Consider the following 12010-nt stretch of genomic DNA (forward strand, 5'->3'; position numbering starts at 1 on the left):
ATGATTTTAATGATTGATAACTACGATTCATTCACGTACAACTTGGTACAGTATTTGGGCGAGCTTGGGGAAGAGCTGGTTGTGAAACGCAATGACAGCATCACAATCGAAGAAATTGAAGAACTGTCTCCGGACTTTCTGATGATATCTCCTGGACCGTGCAGCCCTGATGAGGCGGGAATCAGTCTCGAAGCAATTAAACATTTCGCAGGGAAAATTCCTATTTTCGGTGTATGTCTCGGACATCAGTCCATCGCACAAGTGTTCGGCGGTGATGTTGTTAGGGCAGAACGGCTTATGCACGGGAAAACCTCGGATATCGAGCATGACGGCAAAACCATTTTTGAAGGGTTGAAAAACCCCCTTGTTGCGACGCGATACCACTCGCTGATCGTAAAACCTGAGACGCTGCCAAGCTGTTTTACAGTAACAGCACAAACGAAAGAAGGAGAAATCATGGCTATTCGCCACAATGACCTCCCGATAGAGGGCGTGCAATTTCACCCAGAGTCTATTATGACCTCCTTTGGGAAAGAAATGCTCAGAAATTTTATTGAGACATATCGCAAGGAAGTTATTGCGTGATGATATATGTGAACGGCCGGTATATGGAGGAGAAAGATGCAGTTCTTTCTCCTTTTGACCATGGGTTTTTATATGGGATCGGTGTTTTCGAAACCTTCAGGCTCTACGAAGGCTGCCCGTTTTTGCTTGATTGGCATATAGAAAGGCTTGAACGCGCGCTTAAGGATCTGCAAATCGAATATACTGTTTCAAAGCATGAGATCCTTGAGATGCTGGACAAGCTGCTTAAGCTAAATGATATCAAGGAGGGCAATGCCCGCGTCAGACTGAACATATCAGCGGGAATCAGCGATAAAGGCTTTGTCGCTCAGACGTACGATAAGCCGACCGTTTTATGCTTTGTGAATCAGCTGAAACCAGAAAGTCTTCCTTTGCAAAAAGAAGGAAAGGTTTTATCGATACGGAGAAACACTCCAGAGGGATCGTTCCGGTTAAAATCTCATCATTATCTAAATAATATGTATGCGAAACGGGAAATTGGAAATGATCCGCGTGTCGAGGGAATTTTCTTAACGGAGGATGGAGCTGTTGCAGAGGGTATCATATCTAATGTCTTCTGGAGAAAAGGTCGCTGTATCTATACGCCATCGCTTGATACCGGTATTCTGGACGGCGTCACGAGACGTTTTATCATAGAAAATGCAAAGAATATCGGCCTGGAGCTCAAAACGGGCCGATATGAGCTAGAAGCTCTCTTGACAGCTGACGAAGCGTGGATGACGAACTCGGTTCTTGAAATCATCCCGTTTACTAAAATAGAAGAAGTAAACTATGGAAGCCAAAGCGGAGAAGCAACCTCCGCTCTTCAATTGTTATACAAAAAAGAAATAAAGAACATGATGTATGAAAAGGGAGGAAGAGCATGGCGCAGCACACAATAGATCAAACACAAGTAATCCACACTAAGCCCAGCGCTTTATCATATAAAGAGAAGACGCTGGTGATGGGAATTTTAAACGTAACGCCTGACTCTTTCTCGGACGGCGGAAAATATGACAGCTTGGACAAGGCGCTGCTGCACGCGAAAGAGATGATCGATGATGGTGCCCATATCATTGATATCGGAGGGGAATCGACAAGGCCTGGCGCTGAGTGCGTATCTGAGGATGAGGAGATGTCCAGAGTCATTCCGGTGATTGAGCGGATTACGAAAGAGCTTGGTGTTCCTATTTCTGTAGACACGTACAAGGCTTCTGTCGCAGATGAAGCAGTGAAAGCCGGCGCATCCATTATCAATGATATTTGGGGTGCTAAACATGATCCGAAGATGGCTTCCGTTGCAGCTGAACATAATGTTCCAATTGTTCTCATGCATAACCGCCCTGAAAGAAACTACAATGACTTATTGCCGGATATGCTGTCGGACTTAATGGAGAGTGTAAAAATTGCTGTTGATGCCGGAGTAGACGAGAAGAACATTATTCTTGATCCCGGTATCGGTTTCGCGAAAACCTATCACGATAACTTGGCAGTGATGAACAAACTAGAGATTTTCAGCGGGCTGGGGTATCCGGTTCTTCTGGCAACCTCCCGAAAAAGATTCATCGGACGTGTTCTGGATCTTCCGCCTGAGGAGCGGGCTGAGGGCACAGGCGCGACTGTGTGTCTCGGCATTCAAAAAGGCTGTGACATTGTCAGGGTCCATGATGTAAAGCAAATTGCCAGAATGGCGAAAATGATGGACGCGATGCTGAATAAGGGAGGGGTGCACCATGGATAAAGTTTATGTAGAAGGTATGGAGTTTTACGGATATCACGGTGTGTTCAAAGAAGAAAACAAACTTGGCCAGCGGTTTAAAGTCGATTTAACCGCTGAGCTGGATTTAAGCAAAGCTGGACAAACAGACGACCTTGAGCAAACGATCAACTATGCTGAGCTCTATCACGTATGTAAAGATATCGTGGAAGGGGAGCCTGTAAAATTGGTAGAAACGCTGGCGGAACGTATTGCTGGCACTGTTCTCGAAAAATTTCAGCCTGTTCAGCAATGTACGGTGAAAGTGATTAAGCCAGACCCGCCAATTCCCGGACACTATAAATCAGTAGCAATTGAAATTACGAGAAAAAAGTCATGAACAACATAGCTTATATTGCACTTGGATCTAATATTGGAGATAGAGAAACGTATTTAAGGCAAGCAGTGGCTTCACTGCATCAGCATGCTGCGGTGACAGTCACTAAAGTGTCGTCTATTTACGAAACTGACCCGGTCGGATACGAAGATCAAGCTCAATTTTTGAATATGGCTGTTGAAATCAAGACATCATTGAACCCTTTTGAACTCCTTGAACTGACGCAGCAGATAGAAAATGAATTAGGCAGAACAAGGGAAGTAAGATGGGGGCCGCGGACGGCAGACCTTGACATTTTGTTATTTAATCGTGAAAATATTGAAACAGAGCAACTAATTGTTCCGCATCCGAGAATGTATGAGCGTTTGTTTGTCCTTGCGCCGCTTGCGGAAATTTGCCAGCAGGTTGAAAAAGAGGCTACAAGCGCCGAAACAGACCAAGAAGGTGTAAGAGTATGGAAGCAGAAATCTGGGGTAGACGAATTCGTGCATTCAGAAAGCTGAAAGGTTATACTCAAGAAGGATTTGCAAAAGCATTAGGTATATCAGTTTCTATTCTCGGCGAAATTGAACGCGGAAACCGATTGCCGTCAGCTGCCATCATTCAAGATGCAGCAGATGTTTTAAATATAAGTGCGGACGAATTGGCGCCGCCAGAAAAATAGAACAAATGAAAGGAGGAGAAAAATTGTTCAAAATCGGAGATATTCAATTGAAAAACCGGGTTGTGCTCGCACCTATGGCTGGTGTCTGCAACTCTGCGTTCAGATTGACTGTAAAGGAATTCGGAGCCGGATTGGTATGCGCTGAAATGGTCAGTGACAAAGCGATCCTTTACAACAATGCAAGAACAATGGGTATGCTTTATATCGATGAACGTGAGAAACCACTCAGCCTTCAAATTTTCGGAGGAAAAAAGGAAACCCTTGTGGAAGCGGCGAAGTTTGTAGACCAAAACACAACTGCTGATATCATTGACATTAACATGGGATGTCCCGTGCCGAAGATTACAAAATGCGATGCGGGAGCCAAATGGCTTCTCGATCCTGATAAGATTTACGAAATGGTTTCTGCAGTAGTGGATGCTGTTAATAAACCAGTTACAGTGAAAATGAGAATGGGCTGGGATGAAGACCACATTTTCGCAGTGAAAAATGCACAGGCTGTAGAACGTGCGGGCGGTAAAGCAGTTGCGCTTCACGGCCGTACGAGAGTGCAGATGTACGAAGGAACGGCAAACTGGGATATCATCAAAGAAGTAAAACAATCAGTATCGATTCCGGTTATCGGAAACGGCGATGTTAAGACACCGCAGGATGCTAAGCGTATGCTCGATGAGACAGGAGTAGACGGGGTCATGATCGGACGCGCTGCATTGGGCAACCCGTGGATGATTTACCGTACGGTTCAGTATCTTGAAACAGGTGAATTAAAAGAAGAGCCGCAAGTACGCGAAAAAATGGCCGTATGCAAACTGCATCTTGACCGCCTGATTGACTTAAAAGGTGAAAACGTAGCGGTAAGAGAAATGAGAAAGCACGCTGCATGGTATCTGAAAGGCGTGAAAGGCAATGCGAACGTTCGTAATGAAATCAATCATTGCGAGACGAGAGAAGAGTTTGTACAGCTTTTAGATGCATTTACGGTTGAAGTTGAGGCAAAAGAGCTTCAAAATGCAAAAGTAGGATAATACTCACCTCTATTTGCTGCTCACTGCTAGTTTTACGCTGGCAGTTTTTCTGCTTTTTTCATGAAACAATATCTGTAATGGAGTGATAACAATGAGTCAAGAAGAGCATAACCATGAAGAATTGAATGATCAGCTGCAAGTCAGACGCGATAAAATGAATCAGCTGAGAGATAACGGCATCGATCCATTCGGCGCACGTTTTGAAAGAACTCATCAGTCTCAAGAAGTTATTTCGGCATATCAAGATCTAACCAAAGAAGAGTTAGAAGAAAAAGCGATTGAAGTTACAATCGCAGGCCGCATGATGACAAAACGCGGCAAAGGAAAAGCCGGCTTTGCCCATCTTCAGGATTTAGAAGGCCAAATCCAAATCTACGTAAGAAAAGACAGTGTCGGTGACGACCAATATGAAATCTTCAAGTCTTCTGACCTCGGTGATCTTATCGGCGTAACCGGAAAAGTCTTCAAAACAAATGTAGGCGAATTGTCTGTTAAAGCAACTTCCTTTGAATTGCTGACAAAAGCGCTTCGTCCGCTTCCTGACAAATACCATGGTTTAAAAGACGTTGAGCAGCGCTACCGTCAGCGCTACCTGGATCTTATCGTAAACCCAGACAGCAAACATACGTTTATTACACGAAGCAAGATCATTCAAGCTATGAGAAGATACCTTGATGATCATGGATACTTAGAAGTAGAAACACCTACAATGCACAGCATTCCTGGGGGAGCTTCTGCACGTCCGTTTATCACTCACCACAACGCGTTAGACATTCCACTCTATATGCGTATTGCTATCGAACTGCACCTAAAACGTCTAATTGTCGGCGGTTTAGAAAAAGTATATGAAATCGGCCGTGTTTTCCGTAACGAAGGTGTCTCTACACGCCATAACCCTGAATTTACAATGATTGAGTTATATGAAGCATATGCGGACTATAAAGATATCATGAGCTTAACTGAAAACCTTGTCGCTCATATCGCCCAAGAAGTGCTTGGCACAACTACGATTCAATACGGGGAAGAGCAAATCGACCTTAAACCGGAGTGGAAAAGAATCCATATGGTTGACGCAGTCAAAGAAGCGACCGGCGTTGATTTCTGGGAAGAGGTTACTGTTGAGCAGGCGCGTGAATATGCAAAAGAACATGGTGTAGAAATTAAAGATTCTATGACAGTAGGGCATATCATCAACGAATTCTTCGAACAAAAAATTGAAGAAACGCTTATTCAGCCAACGTTTATTTACGGGCATCCTGTAGAAATTTCTCCTCTTGCTAAGAAAAACCCTGAGGACCCGCGTTTTACAGACCGTTTTGAGCTGTTTATCGTTGGCCGTGAACATGCCAACGCGTTTACAGAGCTGAATGATCCTATTGATCAAAGAGAACGCTTTGAAGCGCAATTAAAAGAGCGTGAAGCCGGTAATGATGAAGCTCATCTAATGGATGAAGACTTTGTTGAAGCTCTGGAATACGGTATGCCGCCAACAGGAGGTTTAGGCATCGGTATCGACCGTCTGGTTATGCTGCTGACGAATGCCCCTTCTATTCGCGATGTGCTGTTATTCCCGCAAATGAGACAACGCTAATAAAGAAGAGCGGTATCCTCCATAGGGAAAGGATGCCGCTCTTTTTAAATTCCTTAGTATTTCTTCAAAAAAACTATTGCACTATTATTTACTAGGTGGTATATTATTATTCGTTGCCGCTAAACAAGGCGATAACGAAAAAAAAGAAATCAAAAAAGTTATTGACTTCACTGAGTCAACGAGTTATAATAATAAAGTCGCTTGAACGAAGTGAACAAAATGATCTTTGAAAACTAAACAAGACAAAACGTACCTGTTAATTCAGTTTTTAAAAAATCGCACAGCGATGTGCGTAGTCAGTCAAACTACTTTATCGGAGAGTTTGATCCTGGCTCAGGACGAACGCTGGCGGCGTGCCTAATACATGCAAGTCGAGCGGACAGATGGGAGCTTGCTCCCTGATGTTAGCGGCGGACGGGTGAGTAACACGTGGGTAACCTGCCTGTAAGACTGGGATAACTCCGGGAAACCGGGGCTAATACCGGATGGTTGTTTGAACCGCATGGTTCAAACATAAAAGGTGGCTTCGGCTACCACTTACAGATGGACCCGCGGCGCATTAGCTAGTTGGTGAGGTAACGGCTCACCAAGGCAACGATGCGTAGCCGACCTGAGAGGGTGATCGGCCACACTGGGACTGAGACACGGCCCAGACTCCTACGGGAGGCAGCAGTAGGGAATCTTCCGCAATGGACGAAAGTCTGACGGAGCAACGCCGCGTGAGTGATGAAGGTTTTCGGATCGTAAAGCTCTGTTGTTAGGGAAGAACAAGTACCGTTCGAATAGGGCGGTACCTTGACGGTACCTAACCAGAAAGCCACGGCTAACTACGTGCCAGCAGCCGCGGTAATACGTAGGTGGCAAGCGTTGTCCGGAATTATTGGGCGTAAAGGGCTCGCAGGCGGTTTCTTAAGTCTGATGTGAAAGCCCCCGGCTCAACCGGGGAGGGTCATTGGAAACTGGGGAACTTGAGTGCAGAAGAGGAGAGTGGAATTCCACGTGTAGCGGTGAAATGCGTAGAGATGTGGAGGAACACCAGTGGCGAAGGCGACTCTCTGGTCTGTAACTGACGCTGAGGAGCGAAAGCGTGGGGAGCGAACAGGATTAGATACCCTGGTAGTCCACGCCGTAAACGATGAGTGCTAAGTGTTAGGGGGTTTCCGCCCCTTAGTGCTGCAGCTAACGCATTAAGCACTCCGCCTGGGGAGTACGGTCGCAAGACTGAAACTCAAAGGAATTGACGGGGGCCCGCACAAGCGGTGGAGCATGTGGTTTAATTCGAAGCAACGCGAAGAACCTTACCAGGTCTTGACATCCTCTGACAATCCTAGAGATAGGACGTCCCCTTCGGGGGCAGAGTGACAGGTGGTGCATGGTTGTCGTCAGCTCGTGTCGTGAGATGTTGGGTTAAGTCCCGCAACGAGCGCAACCCTTGATCTTAGTTGCCAGCATTCAGTTGGGCACTCTAAGGTGACTGCCGGTGACAAACCGGAGGAAGGTGGGGATGACGTCAAATCATCATGCCCCTTATGACCTGGGCTACACACGTGCTACAATGGACAGAACAAAGGGCAGCGAAACCGCGAGGTTAAGCCAATCCCACAAATCTGTTCTCAGTTCGGATCGCAGTCTGCAACTCGACTGCGTGAAGCTGGAATCGCTAGTAATCGCGGATCAGCATGCCGCGGTGAATACGTTCCCGGGCCTTGTACACACCGCCCGTCACACCACGAGAGTTTGTAACACCCGAAGTCGGTGAGGTAACCTTTTAGGAGCCAGCCGCCGAAGGTGGGACAGATGATTGGGGTGAAGTCGTAACAAGGTAGCCGTATCGGAAGGTGCGGCTGGATCACCTCCTTTCTAAGGATATTATACGGAATATAAGACCTTGGGTCTTATAAACAGAACGTTCCCTGTCTTGTTTAGTTTTGAAGGATCATTCCTTCGAAACGTGTTCTTTGAAAACTAGATAACAGTAGACATCACATTCAATTAGTAACACAAGATATCACATAGTGATTCTTTTTAACGGTTAAGTTAGAAAGGGCGCACGGTGGATGCCTTGGCACTAGGAGCCGATGAAGGACGGGACGAACACCGATATGCTTCGGGGAGCTGTAAGCAAGCTTTGATCCGGAGATTTCCGAATGGGGAAACCCACCACTCGTAATGGAGTGGTATCCATATCTGAATTCATAGGATATGAGAAGGCAGACCCGGGGAACTGAAACATCTAAGTACCCGGAGGAAGAGAAAGCAAATGCGATTCCCTGAGTAGCGGCGAGCGAAACGGGATCAGCCCAAACCAAGAGGCTTGCCTCTTGGGGTTGTAGGACACTCTGTACGGAGTTACAAAAGAACGAGGTAGATGAAGAGGTCTGGAAAGGCCCGCCATAGGAGGTAACAGCCCTGTAGTCAAAACTTCGTTCTCTCCTGAGTGGATCCTGAGTACGGCGGAACACGTGAAATTCCGTCGGAATCCGGGAGGACCATCTCCCAAGGCTAAATACTCCCTAGTGACCGATAGTGAACCAGTACCGTGAGGGAAAGGTGAAAAGCACCCCGGAAGGGGAGTGAAAGAGATCCTGAAACCGTGTGCCTACAAGTAGTCAGAGCCCGTTAACGGGTGATGGCGTGCCTTTTGTAGAATGAACCGGCGAGTTACGATCCCGTGCAAGGTTAAGCAGAAGATGCGGAGCCGCAGCGAAAGCGAGTCTGAATAGGGCGCATGAGTACGTGGTCGTAGACCCGAAACCAGGTGATCTACCCATGTCCAGGGTGAAGTTCAGGTAACACTGAATGGAGGCCCGAACCCACGCACGTTGAAAAGTGCGGGGATGAGGTGTGGGTAGGGGTGAAATGCCAATCGAACCTGGAGATAGCTGGTTCTCTCCGAAATAGCTTTAGGGCTAGCCTCAAGGTAAGAGTCTTGGAGGTAGAGCACTGATTGGACTAGGGGCCCCTACCGGGTTACCGAATTCAGTCAAACTCCGAATGCCAATGACTTATCCTTGGGAGTCAGACTGCGAGTGATAAGATCCGTAGTCGAAAGGGAAACAGCCCAGACCGCCAGCTAAGGTCCCAAAGTATACGTTAAGTGGAAAAGGATGTGGAGTTGCTTAGACAACCAGGATGTTGGCTTAGAAGCAGCCACCATTTAAAGAGTGCGTAATAGCTCACTGGTCGAGTGACTCTGCGCCGAAAATGTACCGGGGCTAAACGTATCACCGAAGCTGCGGACTGTTCTTCGAACAGTGGTAGGAGAGCGTTCTAAGGGCTGTGAAGCCAGACCGGAAGGACTGGTGGAGCGCTTAGAAGTGAGAATGCCGGTATGAGTAGCGAAAGAGGGGTGAGAATCCCCTCCACCGAATGCCTAAGGTTTCCTGAGGAAGGCTCGTCCGCTCAGGGTTAGTCGGGACCTAAGCCGAGGCCGAAAGGCGTAGGCGATGGACAACAGGTTGATATTCCTGTACCACCTCCTCACCATTTGAGCAATGGGGGGACGCAGGAGGATAGGGTAAGCGCGGTATTGGATATCCGCGTCCAAGCAGTTAGGCTGGGAAATAGGCAAATCCGTTTCCCATAAGGCTGAGCTGTGATGGCGAGCGAAATATAGTAGCGAAGTTCCTGATTCCACACTGCCAAGAAAAGCCTCTAGCGAGGTGAGAGGTGCCCGTACCGCAAACCGACACAGGTAGGCGAGGAGAGAATCCTAAGGTGATCGAGAGAACTCTCGTTAAGGAACTCGGCAAAATGACCCCGTAACTTCGGGAGAAGGGGTGCTCTGTTAGGGTGCAAGCCCGAGAGAGCCGCAGTGAATAGGCCCAGGCGACTGTTTAGCAAAAACACAGGTCTCTGCGAAGCCGTAAGGCGAAGTATAGGGGCTGACGCCTGCCCGGTGCTGGAAGGTTAAGAGGAGCGCTTAGCGTAAGCGAAGGTGCGAATTGAAGCCCCAGTAAACGGCGGCCGTAACTATAACGGTCCTAAGGTAGCGAAATTCCTTGTCGGGTAAGTTCCGACCCGCACGAAAGGCGCAACGATCTGGGCACTGTCTCAACGAGAGACTCGGTGAAATTATAGTACCTGTGAAGATGCAGGTTACCCGCGACAGGACGGAAAGACCCCGTGGAGCTTTACTGCAGCCTGATATTGAATGTTGGTACAGCTTGTACAGGATAGGTAGGAGCCTTGGAAACCGGAGCGCCAGCTTCGGTGGAGGCATCGGTGGGATACTACCCTGGCTGTATTGACCTTCTAACCCGCCGCCCTTATCGGGCGGGGAGACAGTGTCAGGTGGGCAGTTTGACTGGGGCGGTCGCCTCCTAAAAGGTAACGGAGGCGCCCAAAGGTTCCCTCAGAATGGTTGGAAATCATTCGCAGAGTGTAAAGGCACAAGGGAGCTTGACTGCGAGACCTACAAGTCGAGCAGGGACGAAAGTCGGGCTTAGTGATCCGGTGGTTCCGCATGGAAGGGCCATCGCTCAACGGATAAAAGCTACCCCGGGGATAACAGGCTTATCTCCCCCAAGAGTCCACATCGACGGGGAGGTTTGGCACCTCGATGTCGGCTCATCGCATCCTGGGGCTGTAGTCGGTCCCAAGGGTTGGGCTGTTCGCCCATTAAAGCGGTACGCGAGCTGGGTTCAGAACGTCGTGAGACAGTTCGGTCCCTATCCGTCGCGGGCGCAGGAAATTTGAGAGGAGCTGTCCTTAGTACGAGAGGACCGGGATGGACGCACCGCTGGTGTACCAGTTGTTCTGCCAAGGGCATCGCTGGGTAGCTATGTGCGGACGGGATAAGTGCTGAAAGCATCTAAGCATGAAGCCCCCCTCAAGATGAGATTTCCCATTCCGTAAGGAAGTAAGATCCCTGAAAGATGATCAGGTTGATAGGTCTGAGGTGGAAGTGTGGCGACACATGGAGCTGACAGATACTAATCGATCGAGGACTTAACCATATTTTGAATGATGTCACACCTGTTATCTAGTTTTGAGAGAACACTCTCAATTTGTTTGGTGGCGATAGCGAAGAGGTCACACCCGTTCCCATACCGAACACGGAAGTTAAGCTCTTCAGCGCCGATGGTAGTCGGGGGTTTCCCCCTGTGAGAGTAGGACGCCGCCAAGCAATTGCACGTTAGTGCAATTATGGAGGATTAGCTCAGCTGGGAGAGCATCTGCCTTACAAGCAGAGGGTCGGCGGTTCGAGCCCGTCATCCTCCACCATTATGCCGGTGTAGCTCAATTGGTAGAGCAACTGACTTGTAATCAGTAGGTTGGGGGTTCAAGTCCTCTTGCCGGCACCACTTTTATATGATATAATACTCAAGTCTCTTGTAGAAGAGCCATTAGCTCAGTTGGTAGAGCATCTGACTTTTAATCAGAGGGTCGAAGGTTCGAGTCCTTCATGGCTCACCATTTTACGCGGGTGTGGCGGAATTGGCAGACGCGCTAGACTTAGGATCTAGTGTCTTTATGACGTGGGGGTTCAAGTCCCTTCACCCGCATTATATAGGATAACAGTTAGAAAAACTGGACATCCTGTCTGCGGAAGTAGTTCAGTGGTAGAACACCACCTTGCCAAGGTGGGGGTCGCGGGTTCGAATCCCGTCTTCCGCTCCAACTATACCATCCACGCCGGGGTGGTGGAATTGGCAGACACACAGGACTTAAAATCCTGCGGTAGGTGACTACCGTGCCGGTTCAAGTCCGGCCCTCGGCATTATGTTTTGCGCCCGTAGCTCAATTGGATAGAGCGTTTGACTACGGATCAAAAGGTTAGGGGTTCGACTCCTCTCGGGCGCGCCATATCTTTTAATAGAATAGATAGGGAATCGGGAAGTAGCTCAGCTTGGTAGAGCACATGGTTTGGGACCATGGGGTCGCAGGTTCGAATCCTGTCTTCCCGACCATTTTTTATGGGGCCTTAGCTCAGCTGGGAGAGCGCCTGCTTTGCACGCAGGAGGTCAGCGGTTCGATCCCGCTAGGCTCCACCAAAAGTTTTTAAAAAAGTTGTTGACTTTGAAGAAGTGACGTTGTATACTAATAAAGTTGCTTTAACAAAGCGGACAAA

Annotated in this window: 8 protein-coding genes, 9 tRNA genes and 3 rRNA genes; all 20 read left to right on the forward strand. The window is 48.1% G+C overall.

Translation table 11 applies throughout. The features are described from left to right. Positions 1–585 (forward strand): aminodeoxychorismate/anthranilate synthase component II, encoded by a 585-nt coding sequence (gene pabA, locus NSQ16_RS00445; protein ID WP_014475585.1) that lies wholly within the window; start codon positions 1–3, stop codon positions 583–585. Further along, positions 585–1466 carry an aminodeoxychorismate lyase gene (gene pabC / locus NSQ16_RS00450; protein WP_125121501.1) on the forward strand — a complete coding sequence of 294 codons (882 nt, stop codon included), beginning with the start codon at positions 585–587 and terminating at the stop codon, positions 1464–1466. Before pabA ends, pabC begins: the two co-directional genes overlap by 1 nt. After that, positions 1448–2305 carry a dihydropteroate synthase gene (gene folP / locus NSQ16_RS00455; protein WP_032676915.1) on the forward strand — a complete coding sequence of 286 codons (858 nt, stop codon included), beginning with the start codon at positions 1448–1450 and terminating at the stop codon, positions 2303–2305. Before pabC ends, folP begins: the two co-directional genes overlap by 19 nt. Continuing rightward, positions 2298–2660, forward strand: coding sequence for a dihydroneopterin aldolase (folB, locus tag NSQ16_RS00460; protein WP_014478613.1), 363 nt, complete (start codon positions 2298–2300; stop codon positions 2658–2660). The genes folP and folB overlap by 8 nt, the downstream gene beginning before the upstream one ends. Beyond that, positions 2657–3160 (forward strand): 2-amino-4-hydroxy-6-hydroxymethyldihydropteridine diphosphokinase, encoded by a 504-nt coding sequence (folK, locus tag NSQ16_RS00465; protein WP_003226679.1) that lies wholly within the window; start codon positions 2657–2659, stop codon positions 3158–3160. Before folB ends, folK begins: the two co-directional genes overlap by 4 nt. Continuing rightward, complete coding sequence (locus tag NSQ16_RS00470) at positions 3112–3321, forward strand: helix-turn-helix transcriptional regulator (RefSeq protein WP_003226678.1); 210 nt, start codon at positions 3112–3114, stop codon at positions 3319–3321. Before folK ends, NSQ16_RS00470 begins: the two co-directional genes overlap by 49 nt. A 23-nt stretch (positions 3322–3344) precedes the next feature. Then, positions 3345–4346: a tRNA dihydrouridine synthase DusB gene (gene dusB, locus NSQ16_RS00475; RefSeq protein ID WP_014475588.1), complete on the forward strand. Its 1002-nt coding sequence runs from the start codon at positions 3345–3347 to the stop codon at positions 4344–4346. 91 nt (positions 4347–4437) lie between these two features. Continuing rightward, the gene (gene lysS / locus NSQ16_RS00480; protein WP_003226674.1) at positions 4438–5937 is read left to right on the forward strand and encodes a lysine--tRNA ligase; all 1500 of its coding nucleotides are present in this window, start codon (positions 4438–4440) and stop codon (positions 5935–5937) included. A gap of 310 nt (positions 5938–6247) precedes the next feature. Next, positions 6248–7797: ribosomal RNA gene (locus NSQ16_RS00485) — 16S ribosomal RNA — on the forward strand. A 170-nt stretch (positions 7798–7967) separates the two neighbouring features. Continuing rightward, a 23S ribosomal RNA gene (locus NSQ16_RS00490) occupies positions 7968–10895 on the forward strand. Positions 10896–10949: 54 nt separating this feature from the next. Continuing rightward, a 5S ribosomal RNA gene (gene rrf / locus NSQ16_RS00495) occupies positions 10950–11065 on the forward strand. The 16S, 23S and 5S rRNA genes sit together here with 9 tRNA genes alongside, the layout of an rRNA operon. A gap of 22 nt (positions 11066–11087) precedes the next feature. Continuing rightward, positions 11088–11163 (forward strand) — tRNA-Val (locus NSQ16_RS00500). A gap of 4 nt (positions 11164–11167) precedes the next feature. Continuing rightward, positions 11168–11243, forward strand: a tRNA-Thr gene (locus NSQ16_RS00505). A gap of 36 nt (positions 11244–11279) precedes the next feature. Then, positions 11280–11355 (forward strand) — tRNA-Lys (locus tag NSQ16_RS00510). 6 nt (positions 11356–11361) lie between these two features. After that, a tRNA-Leu gene (locus tag NSQ16_RS00515) sits at positions 11362–11444 on the forward strand. Positions 11445–11484: 40 nt separating this feature from the next. Further along, positions 11485–11559, forward strand: a tRNA-Gly gene (locus NSQ16_RS00520). A gap of 14 nt (positions 11560–11573) precedes the next feature. Next, positions 11574–11659: transfer RNA gene (locus NSQ16_RS00525), tRNA-Leu, on the forward strand. A 9-nt stretch (positions 11660–11668) separates the two neighbouring features. Further along, positions 11669–11745, forward strand: a tRNA-Arg gene (locus tag NSQ16_RS00530). Between the two features lie 27 nt (positions 11746–11772). Next, a tRNA-Pro gene (locus NSQ16_RS00535) sits at positions 11773–11849 on the forward strand. A gap of 8 nt (positions 11850–11857) precedes the next feature. Then, a tRNA-Ala gene (locus NSQ16_RS00540) sits at positions 11858–11933 on the forward strand. Positions 11934–12010 lie beyond the last annotated feature (77 nt).

The organism is Bacillus sp. PS108 (assembly GCF_037963335.1).
Lineage (GTDB): Bacteria > Bacillota > Bacilli > Bacillales > Bacillaceae > Bacillus > Bacillus subtilis.

Excerpts from the sequence above, each read along its gene's own strand:
- pabA (WP_014475585.1), top strand. The coding sequence starts at position 1 with ATGATTTTAATGATTGATAACTACGATTCATTCACGTACAACTTGGTA.
- pabC (WP_125121501.1), top strand. The coding sequence starts at position 585 with ATGATATATGTGAACGGCCGGTATATGGAGGAGAAAGATGCAGTTCTT.
- folP (WP_032676915.1), top strand. The coding sequence starts at position 1,448 with ATGGCGCAGCACACAATAGATCAAACACAAGTAATCCACACTAAGCCC.
- folB (WP_014478613.1), top strand. The coding sequence starts at position 2,298 with ATGGATAAAGTTTATGTAGAAGGTATGGAGTTTTACGGATATCACGGT.
- folK (WP_003226679.1), top strand. The coding sequence starts at position 2,657 with ATGAACAACATAGCTTATATTGCACTTGGATCTAATATTGGAGATAGA.
- NSQ16_RS00470 (WP_003226678.1), top strand. The coding sequence starts at position 3,112 with ATGGAAGCAGAAATCTGGGGTAGACGAATTCGTGCATTCAGAAAGCTG.
- lysS (WP_003226674.1), top strand. The coding sequence starts at position 4,438 with ATGAGTCAAGAAGAGCATAACCATGAAGAATTGAATGATCAGCTGCAA.